This is a genomic window from Syntrophomonas sp. DTU019 (assembly GCA_913757435.1).
Lineage (GTDB): Bacteria > Bacillota > Syntrophomonadia > Syntrophomonadales > Syntrophomonadaceae > DTU019.
The window spans coordinates 37769-57546 of the sequence record CAJYDM010000007.1; the positions used below are offsets into that span (position 1 = coordinate 37769).

At 52.4% G+C, this 19778-nt stretch carries 16 protein-coding genes and 1 other annotated feature; of the genes, 15 read left to right on the forward strand and 1 reads right to left on the reverse strand.

The genetic code is table 11. The annotated features are described in order from the left end of the window. Positions 1-33: 33 nt before the first annotated feature. The 14 genes from hcp to AC15IQ_RS14415 all read left to right on the forward strand — a co-directional run bounded on the left by hcp (position 34) and on the right by AC15IQ_RS14415 (position 17289). Entirely contained in the window at positions 34-1650 is a 1617-nt protein-coding gene (gene hcp / locus AC15IQ_RS14350; RefSeq protein ID WP_483180029.1) for a hydroxylamine reductase, read from the forward strand. A 379-nt stretch (positions 1651-2029) separates the two neighbouring features. After that, positions 2030-2536 carry a CGGC domain-containing protein gene (locus AC15IQ_RS14355; protein WP_483180031.1) on the forward strand — a complete coding sequence of 169 codons (507 nt, stop codon included), beginning with the start codon at positions 2030-2032 and terminating at the stop codon, positions 2534-2536. A gap of 342 nt (positions 2537-2878) precedes the next feature. Then, entirely contained in the window at positions 2879-3241 is a 363-nt protein-coding gene (locus AC15IQ_RS14360) for an ATP-binding protein (protein WP_483180033.1), read from the forward strand. Between the two features lie 268 nt (positions 3242-3509). Further along, positions 3510-4403 carry a LysO family transporter gene (locus tag AC15IQ_RS14365; protein WP_483180037.1) on the forward strand — a complete coding sequence of 298 codons (894 nt, stop codon included), beginning with the start codon at positions 3510-3512 and terminating at the stop codon, positions 4401-4403. A gap of 354 nt (positions 4404-4757) precedes the next feature. Further along, positions 4758-5561 (forward strand): transporter substrate-binding domain-containing protein, encoded by an 804-nt coding sequence (locus AC15IQ_RS14370; RefSeq protein WP_483180039.1) that lies wholly within the window; start codon positions 4758-4760, stop codon positions 5559-5561. A 100-nt stretch (positions 5562-5661) separates the two neighbouring features. Further along, positions 5662-6351: an amino acid ABC transporter permease gene (locus AC15IQ_RS14375; RefSeq protein WP_483180094.1), complete on the forward strand. Its 690-nt coding sequence runs from the start codon at positions 5662-5664 to the stop codon at positions 6349-6351. Further along, positions 6348-7070, forward strand: coding sequence for an amino acid ABC transporter ATP-binding protein (locus tag AC15IQ_RS14380; protein WP_483180041.1), 723 nt, complete (start codon positions 6348-6350; stop codon positions 7068-7070). Before AC15IQ_RS14375 ends, AC15IQ_RS14380 begins: the two co-directional genes overlap by 4 nt. A gap of 88 nt (positions 7071-7158) precedes the next feature. After that, positions 7159-7785 carry an endonuclease III gene (gene nth, locus AC15IQ_RS14385; protein WP_483180043.1) on the forward strand — a complete coding sequence of 209 codons (627 nt, stop codon included), beginning with the start codon at positions 7159-7161 and terminating at the stop codon, positions 7783-7785. A gap of 900 nt (positions 7786-8685) precedes the next feature. Next, positions 8686-8906, forward strand: a binding site (T-box leader). Between the two features lie 73 nt (positions 8907-8979). Then, complete coding sequence (ileS, locus tag AC15IQ_RS14390) at positions 8980-11757, forward strand: isoleucine--tRNA ligase (protein WP_483180045.1); 2778 nt, start codon at positions 8980-8982, stop codon at positions 11755-11757. A 252-nt stretch (positions 11758-12009) separates the two neighbouring features. Then, complete coding sequence (locus AC15IQ_RS14395; RefSeq protein WP_483180047.1) at positions 12010-12291, forward strand: ACT domain-containing protein; 282 nt, start codon at positions 12010-12012, stop codon at positions 12289-12291. 839 nt (positions 12292-13130) lie between these two features. Next, the gene (locus tag AC15IQ_RS14400; protein WP_483180049.1) at positions 13131-14498 is read left to right on the forward strand and encodes a DUF711 family protein; all 1368 of its coding nucleotides are present in this window, start codon (positions 13131-13133) and stop codon (positions 14496-14498) included. Positions 14499-14553: 55 nt separating this feature from the next. Continuing rightward, positions 14554-14874 (forward strand): DUF5665 domain-containing protein, encoded by a 321-nt coding sequence (locus tag AC15IQ_RS14405; protein ID WP_483180051.1) that lies wholly within the window; start codon positions 14554-14556, stop codon positions 14872-14874. A 37-nt stretch (positions 14875-14911) separates the two neighbouring features. Beyond that, on the forward strand, positions 14912-15391 hold the full coding sequence (locus AC15IQ_RS14410; RefSeq protein ID WP_483180054.1) for a TraR/DksA C4-type zinc finger protein: 480 nt from the start codon (positions 14912-14914) through the stop codon (positions 15389-15391). 695 nt (positions 15392-16086) lie between these two features. Next, a complete protein-coding gene (locus tag AC15IQ_RS14415; protein WP_483180056.1) occupies positions 16087-17289 on the forward strand; it encodes a glycosyltransferase family 4 protein in 1203 nt (400 codons plus the stop codon). Positions 17290-17527: 238 nt separating this feature from the next. Here the strand turns inward: AC15IQ_RS14415 and AC15IQ_RS14420 are convergent, their stop codons facing one another. Then, positions 17528-17794, reverse strand: a complete 267-nt coding sequence (locus tag AC15IQ_RS14420) for a hypothetical protein (protein WP_483180058.1) — start codon at positions 17792-17794, stop codon at positions 17528-17530. Positions 17795-18081: 287 nt separating this feature from the next. Here AC15IQ_RS14420 and AC15IQ_RS14425 point away from each other — a divergent pair, with 287 nt between their 5' ends. After that, complete coding sequence (locus tag AC15IQ_RS14425; protein ID WP_483180060.1) at positions 18082-19455, forward strand: MurT ligase domain-containing protein; 1374 nt, start codon at positions 18082-18084, stop codon at positions 19453-19455. Positions 19456-19778: the final 323 nt, after the last annotated feature.

Here is a 19778-nt window from a genome sequence, read left to right on the forward strand (position 1 = left end):
ACTCAACATAATCGATTAAAGGAGGATGACAGAATGTTCTGTAATCAATGTGAACAGACCGCCAAAGGCGGTTGCACAGTCCAGGGGGTATGCGGCAAAAGTCCGGATGTAGCCGCCCTGCAGGATCTGTTGGGCCATGCCCTGCAGAGCCTGGCATCCGCGGTTGAAAAAGCGCGCACTGCCGGAATTGACCTTAAAGAAGTGGACCATTATATCATGAAGGCTATGTTTAGCCTGTTGACCAATGTCACTTTTGATCCTGTACAAGTGACCGCATTGATCACCGCTGCTATGAGATACCGGGAAGACCTGCGAAATCAGCTCCAAGGGCGCGGTGTTGACCTTAGTGATATCATACCCTTCGAGCCGGCTCCAACCCTGAGCGAGATGGTGAAACAAGGTGAGGAAATGGGCCTCATCATCGACCGCCAGGCAGATGCGGACATCCAGTCCCTGCAAGAGATCGTACTCTATGGACTGCGCGGAGTGGCCGCTTACGCTTACCATGCCCAGATATTGGGTGAGGAAAATCCTGAGGTTTATGCGTTTATGAGCAAGACCCTGGCAGCTTTAGGTCAGAGCCAGATGGAACTGGGGGAATGGGTGCAGCTGGCCATGGAATGCGGACGCATCAATCTTCTGGCCATGGAGGCCTTGGATCGCGGCAACACTGAGAATTTTGGCCATCCTGTCCCCACTGAAGTTCCGCTGGGGCATAAGGCTGGCAAGTGCATTCTGGTTTCCGGACATGATCTCAAGGATTTGGAGGATCTGTTGAAAGCCACTGCAGATACTGGCATTATGGTCTACACCCATGGCGAAATGCTGCCAGCCCACGGCTATCCGGAGCTGAAGAAATATTCCCACCTGTACGGGCATTACGGCACCGCCTGGCAGAATCAGAAAAAGGAATTCGACTTGTTTCCGGGCCCCATTTTGATGACTACCAACTGTTTGCAGGAACCGGCTGAAACTTATAAAGCGCGCCTCTTCACCACCGGGCCGGTTGGCTGGCCGGGAGTGGCCCATTTGCCTAACGGGGTATTAGGGGATATTATCAGGGCCGCTGAGGCTGCACCCGGATTCCCCTCCGATGAAGAAGGCAAAAAGGTCATGGTGGGCTTTGCCCGCAACACGGTGTTGAGCGTAGCCGACCAGGTGTTAAAGGCAGTGGCTGACGGCCATCTGCGCCATATCTTCCTGGTGGGCGGATGTGACGGCTCCAAGGGCAAACGCAGCTATTACACCGATTTCGTAGCCCAGACCCCGCCCGATACCCTGGTCTTGACCTTGGGATGCGGCAAATTCCGTTTCTTTGATCAGGAGTTGGGCAGCATCGGCGGCATCCCGCGCCTCCTCGATGTAGGGCAGTGCAATGACGCTTATTCTGCCATACAGATTGCGGTTGCCCTGGCTGAGGCTCTGAATTGCGGGGTTAATGACCTGCCCTTGTCACTGGTGTTGTCCTGGTACGAGCAAAAGGCGGTATCGATACTGTTGACCTTGTTGTACCTGGGCATTAAGGATATCCGCCTGGGGCCCAGCCTGCCCAACTTCATCAGCCCCAATGTTCTAGGGGTTTTGGTGGAAAATTTCGGCATCAAAGCGGTGGGCGATCCGCAAGAGGATCTGCAGGCCATTTTAGGATAATAAGCGAAATCAGGATTGGCCGCGGCTGATCAACCCGGGGCCAAATTCAATATAATTCTTCCCGCCGGGGCGCAACTTTCGCCCCGGGGGCTTTTTCCCCGCGTCCTGGGGTAAAACATCAGGCTGAACCTGACCTTAGGCTTACACCAAACCTAAGAGTGGTTCTTAATTTAGAGTGGTTCTTTATATGGAACGGCAAGCTTCGGACGTCGTCAAGGCTGGGCTTACACAGACCATTAGAAGTGGTTCTATACAGATGGCAAGCCCAAATGCAATTTAGCAGTGGACACAGTGGTCTTAGGCCATCCAGCGGTGTAGTGGATTATATTAATGCCAGCAGCGTGTATACAGTGATTACTGGGATATGGAGGGGAACAGCTTGAAGTGGAGTGATGAGGCACAACAGGCCTTGGAAAAGGTACCCGGTTTTGTGCGCAAAATGGCCCGGCGCGCCGTAGAGCAAGAGGTGCGAAAAAAGGGATTGGACACAGTGGAGCTAGACGACGTAACAACGGTACAGGCAAAGTACCTGGGCTACATCGGTAAGCAGGAGCCCAACAAAACCAGAGTGGCGGTGGTGCGCTGCGAGATAGTATCCGAAGTATGCCCGGGTGTGGCCTGTTTTAAATCTTTTAACCGCCGCGAAAACCATTTTGCGGACTACCAGGGGGAAGTTGAGATGGTAGGTTTTTTCACCTGCGGAGGATGCCCGGGACGTCGCGCTTTCCGTCTGGTTGATAGTCTGATGCGCTATGGAGTCGATGTGGTGCACCTCTCCTCATGTATGCTCTTAGAGGAAGACTACCCGCGCTGCCCGCACGCCAAACAGATCAAGAAAATGCTGGAGAGCAAAGGGCTGAAAGTAGTCGAAGGCACTCATCATTAGCATAAGGGGACGTTATTCTTTGCGAAAATCCCTTGTCAAAAAGGATTTCATTCAAGCTTGGGAACCGGAGGTTCGTGGAAGTTTTGCCTCCTCTATGATACACCGGCTGGGAGTCAGAACATCATTATCAAGGACGCTTTTCCCTATGAAACACCGGCTGTGAGTCAAAGCATCATTCCCGTGACTTCCCTTGACTCTATTGTCGTTGCTGCATCAGCCGATGGGATCATTTTGCATAGGAGTTAAAGCGAGGCAGAGGCAGCCTTGGGACCCGCCTGATACCGATGCAGAATGCGGCCTGGACGTAACCGCAGGTAAAATTCAAACCAGGAGGTAGCTAAGATGGCTAGAATGACCATAAAAATAGACGAAGAACTATGCAACGGCTGTGGTGAGTGCATTTCCCCCTGTGTGGAGGGGGCCTTGGCCCTGGTCGATGGCAAGGCCAAAGTGGTCAGCGAGGAATTGTGCGACGGGGCCGGGGTGTGTATCGGGGCCTGCCCGGTGGGAGCACTATCTCTGGAACGCAAAGACCATGTAGTGGAGATCCCGGCCTTTATCAGCAAGGATGAAAAAGGTGCTGAAGTGTTGCGCTGCCATCTGTGCCAGCGCAGCGAGTCCGAACATTACCTGCTGCAGGTGCGCAAACAGGGAAGAGCCGATTGGGTCTGTACCCGCTGCCTGCCCGGCCTCATCCACGGCTAAGATAGAACCGGACAAGGCCTAAACGACCTGGCAAGAGTGTATGACCCACCCGGGCGTCACTATAATAGAGTTAGTCGCTAAAACTGAACCAATAGGGTTGCCGGTATAACCGTTGTTACTGAAATAATCTCCCGACAATTAACTGAAACCGCAGCCAATATGGTATCGGCTGTAGAATTCAAGGCCTGGAACAGTGAACTTTTAGCTTGGGAAATCAAAAAGCCATGCTTGGGGTAAGCTAAAAGGAATCGATTCAGGAGGCAAAACCATGTGGTTGGTGGGCATCTGCGTAATAATCGGATATTTGCTCGGTGAGCGCTTATCCCGCTGGTCAGACCGGATGATACGCGTTGGCCTCTATATATTGTTGATAGCCATGGGCATGAATCTGGGTCGAAGCGAACAGATCCTGAAGGCTATACCGCTCTTGGGCGCGCAGGCGGTGTTATACTGTGTAGCCTCCAGCCTGGCCAGCATCCTGGTGGTGTATTTCTACGAGCGCCTCTTCATCCATCGCTTCATCCGCCGCCGCCACCCCCTGGAGCGTTCCGCCTTGGGGCGTGAGGCTCTGCTCATCGGGCTGATCGCTCTATGTATCATCGCCGGTATCACCAGCGGCAGGTACTGGATCAATATGCCCTCCAATCTGCCTGCGGTGTTGTTCTATCTGTCCTTGATCGTAATTTGTACCTCTATCGGGGTCGTCATAAGGACTTCGCTGCATTATATATCGGCTACCAAAAAGTTGTGGCTATATGCCATGGTTCCGGTATTGGTAACCCTGGGCAGTGTTGGCGGAGGAATGCTAGCGGGGCTGGTAACCGGGCGCAGCCTGGTGGATTCGGCAGCCATAGGCGGGACCATGGTGTTCTATTCCTTCGCTTCAGTGGTGATCACTCAGCAGTCGGGGGTAGACGTCGGCCTGTTGGCTCTATTGAGCAATATTCTGCGCGAGATCCTCACCTTTGCGGCGGTGCCGTTTCTGGCCCGTTATTCTGAACTTTCTGCGTTTGGGGTAGGTGGAGCCTCCACCATGGACGTGACCCTGCCGGTGATCAAGCGCAGCCTTCCTGAGGAGTACACCTTACTGGGGATATTCAACGGAGTGGTATTATCGGTAGCCGTCCCTCTTCTGTTAATGCTCCTCTACAGCCTCGCCTAATGGAAGACTACTCTGCATCTCCTTCCTGATCCCGGGTGATTAAAAAAACGTGTGACATATGGACTTATGGGGACGTTTTCAGTGTGTTATTTTTGTATGCCGTTAAAATCATCAAATTCAAATCATATATTCAAATCATATAAAAATAATAGTAATTATATAAAATATGCCATGGACCTTTTCGCGTCTAGCTTGCCTCCTGCCGCCTTTCCAGCCCCCTGGCTGCCTTGCTTACTTTTTTTGCCTAGCGGCGCGAAAAACCCTTTTTGTTGTCGTACCCGGAAGTTACATGTATAATTAATTTGATAATTGGGATCGAGGGAAACCAAAAAAAACAAGGGAGATGAGGAGAGCATGAAGAAGTTGTTCAGACTGTTGTTGGTTGCCATGCTGATCTTTAGCTTGGCAGCAGTCGGCGGATGCGCCCCGAAGGAGCCCGCACCCCAGCAAGGAGCCGATGCCCCTGCTCCGGCCAAAGTGCTCAATGTTGGTACCCAAGCTACATATCCGCCTTTTGAATTTGTGGACAAGGCTACCGGCGAATTCATAGGATTCGACATGGACTTGATTCGCGCCATCGGCAGAGTTCAGGGATACGAAGTGAAGATCCAGAGCATGGGCTTTGACGCTTTGATTCCGTCCCTGCAGGCCGACAAAGTGGATGTTACCATTTCGGCGCAGTCCATCACCGAAGAACGCCTGAAAGCCATCGATTTCAGCGACCCCTACTTTAATGGCGGTCTGATCGTAGCGGTGCGCGCTGATAACACCACCATCAATAGTTATGATGACCTGGCTGGTAAAAAGCTGGCCGCTGAAGTGGGCACCATTGGAGCTGCCGCTTCCGAGAAACTGAAAGAAAAAGATCCTAAGACTCAGGTAGCCATCTTTGACGGCATCGGCGAGGCCTTTATGGAACTGGAAAAAGGCGGTGCCGAAGGGGTTATCAATGACTGGGCGGTCACCGACTATTATATGACGACCGACGGCAAAGGCAAGATCAAAATGGTAGGCGAAATCTTCCAGGCTGATGACCAGTATGGCATTGGTATTAAGAAGGGCGATACTGAGACTTTGCAATTGATCAACGAAGGTTTGTCCAAGCTTAAGGAAAGCGGAGAATTCGATCAGATCTATAAGAAATGGTTCACTAAGTAAGAACAGGTCAAAATGATGCCTGGAAGGGTGGGGGGTTCCCTGCACTTCCAGGCATCTTATTGGGAAGGAGAAGCAGCTCATGTCCATAACGCCATACCCGATGACCTTCGGGGCCACGCTATGGGAGAAATTAAACTCTATTAATGGCTTTAATGTCGTTTTTTCAAACTGGGATTACTTTCTCGAAGGCAGCCTAGTAACTCTACAACTAACGGTTATATCCGTTTCTGCGGGCATGGTGTTGGGACTCATCATTGCCTTAATGAAGATGTCTCGTTGGCGGCTTTTGAGTTCAGTGGCCGTAATTTATATCGATTTCTTCCGCGGCACCCCTCTATTGGTGCAAGTAATGCTTTTTCACTTCGGCATCCTGCCTATATTTATGGATTCCGGGCCATTTTTATCCGGAGTAATCGCCTGTTCGCTCAACAGCGCTGCCTATGTGGCTGAAATCGTGCGCGCCGGCATTCAGGCGGTAGATCGGGGGCAGATGGAAGCAGCCCGCTCGCTGGGCATGAACGGCAGCCAGGCGATGCGTTACGTGATATTACCGCAGGCTTATAAAGTAGTGATCCCCCCTATGATAAATGAATTCGTCATGTTGTTAAAAGATACTTCACTGGTTTCGGTGATTGCAGTTATGGAATTGACCCACCGAGGAAAACTGCTCTATTCCACCACCTATGAAGCGGCCTGGGTGTGGGGAGCAGTCTGCGTGGTATACTATATAATGACTAAAACCGTTGCCATGATGGGTGACTGGATAGAAAGGAGGCTGGCCACAGAATGATTGAAGTAAAGGGCATACACAAGAGTTTCGGCCGCCTCGAAGTTTTAAAAGGTATTGATTTCCATGTCTCCGCGCGCGAGGTAGTATGTGTAATCGGACCCAGTGGTTCCGGCAAAAGCACTTTATTGAGGTGCATCAACCAGTTGGAGACGGTGCAGTCCGGGCATATTTTTATCGACGGTGTTGAAGTAACCGATCCCAAGACCGATATCAACGCTTTACGGCAGCAAGTGGGAATGGTGTTTCAGCTCTTTAACCTGTTCCCCCACAAGACCACGCTGGAGAACATCACCATGGCACCGGTCATACTCAAGGGCATGCCCAAGGCTGAGGCCGAAGAGATTGCCATTGGACTATTGCGCAAGGTTGGTCTTCCTGATAAAGACCATGTTTACCCGGCGCAGCTGTCCGGAGGTCAGAAGCAGCGTGTAGCCATCGCCCGGGCATTAGCCATGCATCCCAAAGTAATGTTGTTCGATGAGCCCACTTCCTCGCTGGACCCGGAAATGGTAGGTGAGGTTTTGTCGGTTATGAAAGACCTGGCCCATGAAGGCATGACTATGGTGGTGGTAACCCATGAAATGGGCTTCGCTCGCGAAGTGGGACATCGGGTGATATTTATGGACGAAGGGATTATCATGGAGGAAGGCACTCCGGCGGCCATATTTGACAACCCTCAGAACCCGCGCACCCAGTCTTTCCTGAGCAAAGTGCTGTAAATGTCACGGTGACGTTGTCACGGGGACGGAGTTGTTGACAAGAAATTGTCAACAACCCCGTCCCCGTGACATATTAGCAGGTGAGATCATGAATCGTAATAAGGCCAAAAAGATACTGGATATACTGCAAGAGACCTATCCCGAGGCCGGAACCAGGCTGAGTTTTCAAAGTCCTTTTCAACTCCTGGTAGCGGTTGTCTTATCGGCACAAAGTACTGACGAGCAAGTTAACCAGGTCACCGCCAAATTGTTCAGCAAATACTCCACCCCGCAAGAGATGGCTGCTTTGTCCTTGGAGGAATTGCAGGAATTTATCAGAGGAGTGGGGCTGTTTCGTAATAAAGCCCGCCATATCAAAGCCTTGTCAGAGATGCTCTTGGAAAGGTACGGCGGGGAAGTACCGCGCAGATTTGAAGAGCTTATCAAACTTCCCGGCGTGGGACGCAAAAGTGCCAATGTGGTGCTGGCGGTTGGGTTCGGTATGCCGGGGCTGGGGGTAGATACCCATGTGCACCGGGTCAGCAATCGCCTCGGTTTGGTCGACGCCAAACAAACGCATCAGACCGAGGCTGCATTGAAGGCACAAATCCCCCGCAAACGCTGGGGCCAAGCCCATCACCTCTTGATCAGCCATGGGCGGGCGGTATGCAAAGCCCGTTCCCCGCAGTGTTCATCCTGCTTGTTGGAATCGATTTGCTCCAAAAACATTAAGTGAGCTTGTCACGGGGACGGGGTTGTTGACAAGAAATTGTCAACAACCCCGTCCCCTTGACATAAACAGAAAAGCACAAAGCGGTTTTCACGCTCCGTAGCCGCGAAAACCGCCCTGTGTTCCCCCCTATTTCCCTCTAATCCCGATTAAAGGATGTAAAAACGCCACCGGTTTTCACCAGTGGCCGAAGTTCGCATGATAGCCTGGCTTATGTGGCGGTGCTTGCGCGACTGTTACTGCCAACTTGAGCAACTGTCCCGCCGCTTTCTCCGGGCCACACCTACCGTTGCCGCAAGGTTGTACGCCCCAACCCTAAGGCAACCAGCCAAGAAGGAAGATCTGCGAATTTGGCTCCGTACCACTAATTGATGAAAAGTCTCAGATAAGACCCATTAAATGGGCCATAGTTGGTCTCGCGATTTTCCTCCTCACAGCGTAAAGGCTTAATGCTAATCTACCCGGTTTAAGGCAGGTAATAACCGGGGACTATCTCTATAATTACTGCTATTATAACATAGTGAAAACAAAAACAATAGACTGTGCAAATATTACTTAAACGTTGTATTTCCCCGATTAGCGGCACAAAAGCGGCAGTTTCGGGTTTAAATGACTTAAGCAGCCCTGCTTTGCAGGATTGCCAAGCAATTGTAAAATGATAACATTTTCGTATTGCTTCTAAACAGTGCTGCCAAATTATTATTGAAGGGTATTATCTATAATTCAAATACATAAACTGTGTCGAAAAGGCCAGTTGACTGGCTGAGATTTTCTGCCAGAGCTTTAAATGCAGTCAGCATTTCAACATTGGATACATGGCAAGAACCCGGCAAAATGTCGACCCGGCTTGCTAGCCAATGGGGGATGTGCTACAATAAATTATTATTTTCCAGTTTTCATGGATAAACAGCGGCTGTGAAGGGGACAGTAAGCGATTTGGTCAAGGTTAAGCGAGGTCGGGCAGGTGCGAGCCGGCTCCTGCCTTTTCGACGAAGATCACCCCGGAGCCTTCAACCGAACTTCAGTAGGTTTGAACGTTTGCTCACGTTATAGAGCACAAGAGCGGTGCCTGCGGCTGGGCAGGCACTAAATGGGTGGTACCGCGGAAGAGGCCTTTCGTCCCTGTGGATGGAAGGGCTTTATTTTTTCCCGGGCACATCCCGCATATCGCCAGCAAAAAAAGTACATGAGGTGAATCACATGGCAAAAGGCAAATATGACGCGACCCTGAATCTACCCCAGACCGCTTTTCCCATGCGGGCCAACCTGCCCACCCGCGAGCCTGAAATCCTGGATTACTGGGAAAAGATCGGTATCTACCAGAAGGTGCAGGCCAAGAACCACGGCCGCCCCACCTTCATTCTGCATGACGGGCCGCCCTATGCCAACGGACACATACACGTGGGCCATACTTTAAACAAGGTATTGAAGGACATAATCGTCAAATACAAATCCATGTCCGGATTTGACTCCCCATACGTGCCGGGTTGGGATACCCATGGGCTGCCCATCGAACAGCAGGCCATCAAAGCCCTGGGACTGGACCGCCACCGCACCGATGTGGTCGAATTTCGCGAACACTGCAGACAATACGCTTTGAAATTCATAGACATCCAGCGCCAGGAGTTCAAGCGTCTGGGGGTCAGGGGCGACTGGGAGAATCCCTACTTGACCCTGAATCCGGTGTTTGAATCGGTGCAGATCCAGGTTTTCGGCGCCATGGCCAGCAAGGGCTACATCTATAAAGGCCTGAAGCCGGTGTACTGGTGCGGCGACTGCGAGACCGCCCTGGCCGAGGCCGAGGTGGAATACGGCGATAAGGTTTCGCCCTCCATTTATGTAAAATTCCCGATCAAGGACGGCAAAGGGATCTTGCCCCAGGATGCCTTCGTTATCATCTGGACCACCACCCCCTGGACCCTGCCGGCCAACACCGGTATCTCTTTACATCCCGACTATGAGTATGTGATGGTCCTGGTAAACAAAGAAAAATATGTACTGGCCAAAGGTTTGTTGGAACAGGTCAGCCAGGAGTTGGGCTGGCAGGATGCCCAAATCATGCAGGAATTCGTGGGCAAAGAACTGGAACTGGTGGTTTGTTCCCATCCGTTCTTCCAGCGCGACTCCCTGGTCATCCTGGGCGAGCATGTCACCCTGGAGGCTGGTACCGGCTGCGTGCACACCGCTCCCGGTCATGGTGAAGAGGACTTCTATGTTGGCAGGATCTACGGCCTGGAAGTGATTTCGCCGATCGACAACAGCGGCCGTTTCACCGCTGAAGCCCAGCAGTTTGAAGGGCTATACGTGCACAATGCCAACGATGCAGTGATTGAGGAACTGAAGAAACAGAATATGCTCCTGAGAACCGCCAAGATTGAGCACCAATATGCCCATTGCTGGCGCTGCAAGAGCCCTATCATCTACCGCGCCACCGAGCAGTGGTTCGCCTCCATCGACGGCTTCCGCGAAAACGCCCTCAAAGCCATCGATGGAGTACGCTGGATCCCCTCCTGGGGCCGGGAGCGCATATATAACATGGTGCGCGACCGCGGCGACTGGTGTATTTCCCGGCAGCGCACCTGGGGGGTTCCGATTCCCATCTTTTACTGTGACGACTGCGGCGAGACAGTCATTAACGATCAGACCATCGACCGCATCAGCAAGATATTTGCCCAGGAGGGTTCTAATGCCTGGTTCATCAGATCGGCTGCTGAGCTGCTGCCTGAAGGCTATGTATGCGCGGGCTGCGGCGGCGCTAATTTCCGCAAAGAGACCGACATCATGGACGTTTGGTTCGATTCCGGCTCCAGCCATATGGCAGTCTTGGATGTTTATGAAGACTTGAGCTGGCCAGCAGACATGTATCTTGAAGGCAGTGACCAGCATCGCGGCTGGTTCAATTCCTCGCTGTCCACTGCGGTGGCAGTGCGCGGTACCGCACCTTACCGTCAGGTCTTGACCCACGGCTTTACAGTCGACGAACAGGGAAGGAAAATGAGCAAATCGCTGGGCAATGTCATCGATCCCCTGATTATGATTAATGAGATGGGCGCCGACATCTTGCGCCTGTGGGTGTCTTCGGCTGATTACCGCAACGACGTGTCGGTTTCTAAGAACATCATCAAACAGAGCGCTGAAGCGTACCGCAAGATCCGCAACACCTGCCGCTTCATTTTGAGCAACTTATTTGACTTTGACCCTGCCCAAGATCAGGTGGCTTATGAACAGCTGACCGACCTGGATCGCTGGGCTTTGCTGAAATTGGACCAACTGGTGCGCCGCGTGACCAGCGCCTATGAGGAATACGAATTCCATGTGGTGTTCCATTCGGTCCACAATTTCTGCACTATCGAACTGAGCAATATCTACTTTGATATCCTCAAGGATAAGCTGTACTGCTCAAATCCCAATGATCCCGAGCGCCGGGCTTCACAGACCGTGCTCTATAAACTGATCAACGACCTGGTGGTAATGCTCACTCCAGTGTTAGCCTTCACCAGCGAAGAAATTTGGTCATACTTGCGGCGCGATGGGCAGCCGGAAAGTGTGCAGCTTCTGGAATGGCCGCAGCCGGATGACAGATACCAGGATGAGGCTTTGGAAAAACGCATGGACATGGTATTAAGCGCCCGCGAGGTGGTCACCAAAGCTCTGGAAGAGGCCCGCGCCCAGAAGGTTATCGGCCATTCCCTGGCAGCGGCTATCACCATTTTTATAAGTCCAGCTTGGGAACAGGTCTTTGCTGGGATGTCAGACATCGAAAAAATGTTCATCGTCTCCAGCTGCACCGTAGTGCCGACCATTGCGCCACCGCTCAATGCCGTTACCCTGGAGCATGTCTCCGGGCTGTCAGTATCCGTCGAACCGGCCCCAGGCGAGAAATGCGAGCGCTGCTGGATAATCGACACCAGCGTAGGAAAGAACAGTGAGCACAGCAGTCTTTGCCAGCGCTGTGCTGCGGTCATCGACAGCCTGTAAATACGGGATATGGTAGATGCGGGGAGCCCTGGAGATGACCTGACAGGTAAGATTGCCTGGAAGGGTAAGCCAGCCCAGTGAATGGTTATGGACAACTGCCAGTTATGGATAGATAAAACCACCCCAACAGGGGTATCACTATTAAGACCGGGGGCATATCCATCCTGGCCTGGGAGCAACATCAACTTAAGTACTTGTTGTATGGGGCAAGACCTCATCCCCCATAAAGCCATCAATAAGCAGGAGGACACCATGGAAGAAAGCAACCGCTTGATTATCACCGTCCTGGGCCATGACCGGGTTGGGATAATATATAGCATCTCCGGGATTCTGGCCAATACTAACGTCAACATCCTGGACATCAGCCAGACCATCCTGCAGGGATTCTTCACTATGGTGATGGTGGTCGATTTTACCGGTGCCACCGTGGGGTTGGATGAATTGAAACAACTCCTGGACCAGAAGGGACAGGAACTTGGCCTGCAGATCACCGTGCAGCACGAAGACATCTTTCGCTACATGCACCGCATCTAAGGGCGGGTGTCTTGCGACACTGCGACATTAGGAGACGGCGGCTCTCCTGTGTCGCACGCATCGCTCGCCGATAAAACGACCCTGTGTGTTATTTGAGTAAGATATGCGACTATGCGACGGGAAGGGGATACACGGGGACTGTCCCTCTTGTGTCGCGAAATGTAATCAACTAATAAGGGAAACCAGGAATTTCCCCAAGTATGAAATGTCCCGTGTGTCATCATAGTTTCGCTCTACTAACTCTACTAAAGAGCTATTAGGTAATAGAGGGGGCCACACCATTAAGGCACGGGGACACTCTGAAGAGTATTCCTGAAGATTGGAATGTCCCCGAATATGAATTGATTCATTTGTGACTCGAAAAATGACACAATGAAAGCGTCCCCGTGTGTCACTAATGTCGTTCTACTAACTCTACTAAAGAGCTATTAGGTAATAGAGGGGGCCACACCATTAAGGCACGGGGATACTCTGAAGAGTATTCCTGAAGATTGGAATGTCTTCGAGCATGAATTGATTCATTTATGACTTGAAAAATGACACAATGAAAGCGTCCCCCTGTGTCACACCCTGTGTGTTATTTGAGTAAGATATGCGACTATGCGACGGGAAGGGGATACACGGGGACTGTCCCTCCTGTGTCGCGAAATGTAATCAACTAATAAGGGAAACCACCATAGAGTGATACAGAGGGACTGTCCCCTATGTGTCCCGGAGGAATGTCGCCAGTATAGGAGTATTCCCGAAGATTGGAATGTCCTAGAGCATGAATTGATTCATTTATGACTTGAAAAATGACACAATGAAAGCGTCCCCCTGTGTCATTAAGGAGGGTGGGTATGCAGTTTGCGGTAAGCAGAGAAGAAATTTTAGAGACCATTAATATGGTGCAGGGTCAGAATCTGGACATCCGCACCATTACTATGGGCATCAATCTGCTGGATTGTCGGGAGGAGAACGGCATTAGGACCGGCCGCCGGGTCTATGACAAGATCACCCGACTGGCCAGGGATCTGGTCCGAGTAGGAGAAGAGATCCAGCGTGATTATGGTATACCCATTATTAATAAACGCATTTCCGTCACTCCCATTGCCATGCTGGTCAACGGCTTCAATGAGGACGACATCTATAAAATAGCCCTGGAATTAGACCGGGCCGCAGCCGAGGTAGGGGTCAATTTCCTGGGGGGCTTCTCCGCTCTAGTGCACAAAGGTTACAACAGCGGCGACCACAGCCTTATTCAATGCATCCCCCGGGTATTAGCCGGTACTGAGCGGGTATGCTCCTCGGTTAACGTAGGGACCACCAAATCAGGGATAAACATGGATGCCGTCTATGATATGGGACAGATAATAAAGCGGACTGCCGAGGCCACCGCCGATCGCGACGGCCTGGGCTGCGCCAAGCTGGTGGTGTTTTGCAACGCCGCCGAAGACAATCCTTTTATGGCCGGGGCATTCCACGGTCCGGGCGAGCCGGAGACCGTCCTCAATATAGGCATCAGCGGCCCCGGAGTCGTAGCCACGGTAGTAAAAAACAATCCTGGCTGCGATCTGGGCGAATTGGCCCATCTCATTAAAAACACCGCTTTCAAGATCACCCGCACCGGCGAACTGGTGGGCCGGGTGGCTTCTAAACGACTGGGAGTACCATTCGGTATTTTAGACCTCTCACTGGCGCCTACCCCCGCAGTGGGGGATAGTGTGGCTGACATCCTCGAGGCCATGGGCCTGGAACGGGTGGGTGGACCGGGCAGCACCGCGGCTCTGGCCATGCTCAACGACGCCGTCAAGAAAGGCGGGGCTATGGCTTCGTCCTATGTGGGCGGGCTCTCCGGAGCCTTCATTCCGGTCAGCGAAGACGCCGGCATGATCCGGGCCGCAGCCGAAGGTGCTTTGAACATCGAGAAATTGGAGGCTATGACCTCGGTATGCTCGGTAGGTCTGGACATGATAGCCATACCCGGTGATACCAACGCCTGCACCATCTCAGCCATAATCGCCGATGAGGCCGCCATTGGCATGATCAACCGCAAGACCACGGCTGTACGCATCATACCCGCACCGGGCAAGCATCCCGGGGACTGGGTGGAGTACGGCGGCCTTTTGGGGCGGGCCCCGGTTATGCCGGTTAACAATTCCTCGGCGGAGCATTTCATCGCCCGCAAGGGCAGGATCCCCGCACCGATTCATTCCCTTAACAATTAAATGGCGTATTGAAGCTGACCAACCTGGAATAATATATATACAGGTGAGGTGAAAAGTGAAGCACACTGATGAGGATCGCGATCAACAGCTCCAGCTGCTTCAGAACCTGAACCGCAAAATGGAGGAAATGGTCTCAACCATGCACAAAATAGGGGTGGCGGAATACGTAGAGATGCTGCGCCATCCCTGGCGGCTTTTTTGGATCAACTTTTGGTCTGGAGTGGCCCGCGGACTGGGCATGGCTATAGGTTTCACCATCCTGGCGGCTCTGGTCCTGTACCTGTTGCAGCACATTATCCTCCTCAATTTGCCGGTGATCGGCGATTTTATCGCTGACGTCGTGCAGATCGTGCAGAGACAGTTGGGGATCAATTAAGCGGGTTTGTATCAACCTTGAAGGTGAGGAAATAGCCATGAATCAGATCGATTATTACCAGGCTTTATTATCCCGGAAAGCGGATATCGAGGACCAGATCGCTCGTCGGCGCGACATCCTGCAGATGCCGATGTCGGAGTACATGGACGAGCTGTCCTTCTATGACCAGCATCCCGGTGATGTGGCTACCGATACTTACGAGCGCGAAAAAGAGGCCGGGCTTTTAGAAATGCTGGAATTCGAACTGGAGAAAGTCAATGACGCTTTAATCAATTATCAGAACGGTACTTACGGCACCTGTGAGCAGTGCGGCCAGCCCATTGAACCGGCCCGCCTGCAGCGAGTGGTCAACACCACGCTGTGCGCCCATTGTGCTCGCGAACACAGCCACACTTATACCCGACCGGCGGAGGAGGGGGTCATACATCCCGGGCGGATGTATGACACCGCTTTTGATATAGCCGGCTACGATTATGATGAATACCAGAACACCCTGCACAACCCGGATCCGGATTGAGCAGGGGGGAAAGAGAAGAGCATCGGGATGGTTCGTATTATGGCCGCCCGGATTGGTCAGGGGTGAGGCGTTCAGAGCCAAAAAGCGCCCGCCGCTTTATGGACCAAACAGAATTCGGATGGGCAGGTGTCAATAATACCAGGCACCATTCCAGTGGAGCAGGTATGAATAGTGCCAGGCACCATTCCGGTGGGGCAGGTGTGAAGGTTTGGCGCAATGAAGCATTTATTTGACCGACTCCGCATTCAGGGCAGGCCTGAAAGGACGAACCGCTTCAAACGTAAAATCAGAATAAAACCTGTTGGCCTTGGCAGTGTTAGGTATCATTGGCAGTGTAAGATAGTATCATTGTCCAGGGGGCGGTAGCACTGGTGAAGCCGATCGGGGGGCAGATCTGGCAGTGCGAAGCGTAACTTTGTTGGCGGTGGCAGTTGAATAAAAGTTCACCACAGCCGGGGCCTGGTCAGGCGGCCGGTGCTTTTCAGCGACTAGTCGCCCTGGGACTGACAAGAGGAATTCCTGGGCACCATCCAGCTTATGGCTGTAAAACTATGCAAATGTCGTTTTCTAGTCCAACCCGGGGGGATATCTAGAATTTTGGCTGAAGCCCGGCATTGCTAAACTTTCCCGGCTGTGTAATAGTATTGATAACCAGTCTGGGATTGGCAATACATCATGGAAAAGGAGGACCGGACGTGAAAATCGGCATTTTCACCGATAGTTACAAACCTTATACCAGCGGTGTAGTTACTTCAATAAATACCTTCAAACATGAACTTGAAAAACTAGGGCACCAGATTTATATATTTGCCCCCAATTATCCCAACTATGTGGAAACCGATGATCAGGTTTACCGCTATTATTCTGTGCCAGCGCCGACCAATCCGGATTTCGCTCTGGCCATACCGGTTTTCCCGGGTATGAAATACTTGTTGCGCAAACTGGATTTGGATCTTATTCATGTACATTCTCCGTTTACTATGGGGCGGGTAGGGCTGCACTACGCACGCTTATTCAAACTGCCCATCGTGTTCACCTACCATACCCTGTACGACCAGTATGTGCATTATCTGCCGGTCGGGCAAGAGCTGGCCCGGGAGATGACCATCAAATTCAGCAACAATTTTTGCCGTCAGGTGGACCATCTCATCGTACCCAGTTCGGAGGTAAGCAACATACTGTCCAGCTACGCCATCCCCACCCCTATCTCGGTAATTCCTACCGGGGTGCCGGTGCAGCTCTTCAACAACGCCCGGGTAGAGGGAAACGTGTTGCGGGAGCGCTATGCCATCCCTGCAGAAAACAAGATCCTTCTCAACGTAGGGCGACTGACTAAGGAGAAAAACCTTGAGTTCCTGATAAAGTGCTTTGCCCAGGTGCATCAGCAGAAGCCGCAGACTACTCTGGTCATTACTGCGCAGGGGCCTCAGGAAACGGCTTTAAAGCAGCTCGTTTTAGACCTCGGCCTGAACCTGGAGCGGGATGTGATCTTTACCGGGGCGTTGCCGTTTGAAACCCTGATCCATGTATATTTCAGCGCCGACCTGTTCGTGTTCTCCTCCATGACCGAGACCCAGGGGTTGGTATTAGTGGAAGCCATGGCCGCCGGTCTGCCGGTGGTGGCCATCAAAGCCTATGGGGTTTTGGATATGGTAGATCATGGCATCAACGGCCTGTTGACGGAATGCGACCAGGAGGCATTCACCGCTGCCATTCTCAAGATGCTAAACGATGACAAGGCGTATCAGTATTTCCGCCACAACGCCTTGATAAAGGCCGAGGAGGTCTCTTCACCCAATATGGCTCTGCAATTGGAAAGGGTTTATCAGGATCTGACCAATCGCAACATTCACCGCCGCAGTCGGGTCTACGACTGGCTGTCACGCATCGCGCCCTAGAAGAGGATGGTATCCTGCCCAAAGGTGAGATAATAGGGATAGTTAAGAGGTGCTGAGTGCACCTCTTTGTTGCGTAAGCGAAGCTAAGCTAGAATCAATGGTAATCCGCGTTTCCATGGCGCCCCTTAATCATGGCGCACCTTAATATAGTAAGCTGAATCCGGGGTAGAACTAAGCGTAATAAGCGGTGCGCCGGGCCTACCTCGTTGTTGTGGAAGTGAAGCTATGCGGTAATCGACTAGAAATTATCGCGGCGGAAATACTCGACCAGCAGGATGAGCAATCCAGCTCCAGCCAGAACCACCCCGGCAACGAACGGCACTCCCAGGAACAGGCTTTGCACCACATCACTGCCGTATTGCGGGGCGCCGAAGATGGCGAACCACAACTTGGAGCCGCTCCAACTGGTGATGCTGGGGGCAAACCAGGCCGCCGCCATGATTATGCCCACTACGACAATGATTCCTGACAAGGTAAATACTGACCCGATGATGATCTTCTTCATCATACTCCCCCTGGTTTGATATATTTCGCGCCCATTGAAGATATTTATCCAAATTATAACAGAGCATGATGAATGCTGCCAGAATAAGGCCGACTCTCCCTGAAACGAAAAATCTGTGCTCAATTGATTGGCGAATAAACAGGATCAGCTCGGTTTCGTTCCCCGGGGGTTTGTGTTAAAGTGTTAATGGACAGCCTCAGGCTTTCAACATATTTTTTAAAACCGGTGTTTAGTCTAGTTTACAATCGGGCTTGTGGCTGCATTTTCTGACATGGGACGAGAGAATAATGCTGAGAACAATTGTAGCCATCATGGCTGCCAAGATTATCATTAACGTCAGCCGCCGCTTCGGCAACCAGGGTACGGTTCTGGCCGGGAGGGTGGCGCTCTGGCTTGACCCCGGCATTCTCAAGAAACTGGCCGCCCGGGTCAGGGGGCAGATTATCATCATCACCGGCACCAACGGCAAGACCACTACCAGCAACATGATAGCTCAGATTCTACATGCCAATGGCAATAGCGTGGTGCACAACCAGGCCGGGGCCAATATGCTAAACGGCATCACCACGGCCTTTATTGCCGCCAGCAACCTTACCGCCAGCCGCCACTGGGACTACGCCCTGTTGGAAACCGATGAAGCTAATGTGGCCCCATTGCTGAATGAGGTCAACGCCAGACAGCTGCTAATAACCAACTTTTTCCGTGACCAATTAGACCGCTTCGGAGAGTTGGATCGCACCATTCGTCTCATCAGCGAAGGGGTGAAGGGTCGAAATATTCGCCTGTGGCTCAATGCCGACGACCCCCTGATGACTGGCCTGCCCGTGGAGACCGGGCTGTCCTGCAGCTACTACGGTTTCGCCGCCACCCCTTACGACACCCTGCACAACCAGGACAGCCGCGAGGGGCGCTACTGTATGTTGTGCGGTGAGGAGATCGAGTATCAGAGCTTTCATTTCGCCCAACTGGGGGCTTTTTACTGTCCTAATTGCGGCAATACCAACCCGGTGCCGGATTACCTGGGCAGCGACTTGCAGTTGGACCACAACATCACCATGAAGATCAATAACCTGGAGGTTACCAGCCCGTATCAGGGATTTTACAATGCTTATAACATCTTGGCGGCGGTGGCGGTGAGCAAAGGCATGGGCATAGCTGATGCCGTCATCAGAGAGGCCATCGCCCGCTTTCAGCCCCAAGCCGGGCGAATGGAACGGTTCACCGTGGGTTCTAAGGAGGCCACCCTGATACTGGTGAAAAATCCCACCGGATTCAACCAGAGCTTGCAGGCCCTGTTGAACGACCATCGGTCCAAAAACCTTTTCCTGGCCTTAAACGACAATGCCGCTGATGGGCGGGATGTATCCTGGATATGGGACGCAGACCTGGAGAGCCTGGCCAGCGCGGGGGCTGGGATAAGCCTGTTGGTGTGTTCCGGACTGCGCAGCGGGGATATGGCGGTGAGAGTGAAATATGCCGGAGTGGACCAGGAGCTGATTCAAATCGAGAGCGACCTCGACCCGGCAATTCAGAAAGCCCTGTCAGGACCGGGCAAAGTCAACTACATTCTCTCCACCTATACCGCCTTGTTCCAATGCCGCAAGATACTGCTGCGCCTGCAGGCTGAGTATGCACCGTCCGTCGTGCGGGAACGGGCCTAATGGGACAAGGGACGAGGAGAGGGACGAGGGGACGGTTCCGCTGTCCCAATGCGGGGACAGATGCGGGCTATTGGCGGCACCGGGACGAGGGGACGGTTCCGCTGTCCTAAATGCGGGGACAGATGCGGGCCATTAGCGGCACCGTTTCTGCACAAGGGTCGATATTATTATTTAACACAGGTGGCACTCTTCCTTTCACATAACACTGACTAAGAGATGCCTGTTGCAGTCTTTGCACCTTTGACCTTAAGGAGCAACCGCTGCTGTTCACACTAAGACAGGTGTGGGGCTGATTCGCCACCGTGCCGGCGAGGGTACTGGTC

Excerpts from the sequence above, each read along its gene's own strand:
- hcp (WP_483180029.1), top strand. The coding sequence starts at position 34 with ATGTTCTGTAATCAATGTGAACAGACCGCCAAAGGCGGTTGCACAGTC.
- AC15IQ_RS14360 (WP_483180033.1), top strand. The coding sequence starts at position 2,879 with ATGGCTAGAATGACCATAAAAATAGACGAAGAACTATGCAACGGCTGT.
- AC15IQ_RS14365 (WP_483180037.1), top strand. The coding sequence starts at position 3,510 with ATGTGGTTGGTGGGCATCTGCGTAATAATCGGATATTTGCTCGGTGAG.
- AC15IQ_RS14370 (WP_483180039.1), top strand. The coding sequence starts at position 4,758 with ATGAAGAAGTTGTTCAGACTGTTGTTGGTTGCCATGCTGATCTTTAGC.
- AC15IQ_RS14375 (WP_483180094.1), top strand. The coding sequence starts at position 5,662 with ATGACCTTCGGGGCCACGCTATGGGAGAAATTAAACTCTATTAATGGC.
- AC15IQ_RS14380 (WP_483180041.1), top strand. The coding sequence starts at position 6,348 with ATGATTGAAGTAAAGGGCATACACAAGAGTTTCGGCCGCCTCGAAGTT.
- nth (WP_483180043.1), top strand. The coding sequence starts at position 7,159 with ATGAATCGTAATAAGGCCAAAAAGATACTGGATATACTGCAAGAGACC.
- ileS (WP_483180045.1), top strand. The coding sequence starts at position 8,980 with ATGGCAAAAGGCAAATATGACGCGACCCTGAATCTACCCCAGACCGCT.
- AC15IQ_RS14395 (WP_483180047.1), top strand. The coding sequence starts at position 12,010 with ATGGAAGAAAGCAACCGCTTGATTATCACCGTCCTGGGCCATGACCGG.
- AC15IQ_RS14400 (WP_483180049.1), top strand. The coding sequence starts at position 13,131 with ATGCAGTTTGCGGTAAGCAGAGAAGAAATTTTAGAGACCATTAATATG.
- AC15IQ_RS14410 (WP_483180054.1), top strand. The coding sequence starts at position 14,912 with ATGAATCAGATCGATTATTACCAGGCTTTATTATCCCGGAAAGCGGAT.
- AC15IQ_RS14420 (WP_483180058.1), bottom strand. The coding sequence starts at position 17,794 with ATGAAGAAGATCATCATCGGGTCAGTATTTACCTTGTCAGGAATCATT.
- AC15IQ_RS14425 (WP_483180060.1), top strand. The coding sequence starts at position 18,082 with ATGCTGAGAACAATTGTAGCCATCATGGCTGCCAAGATTATCATTAAC.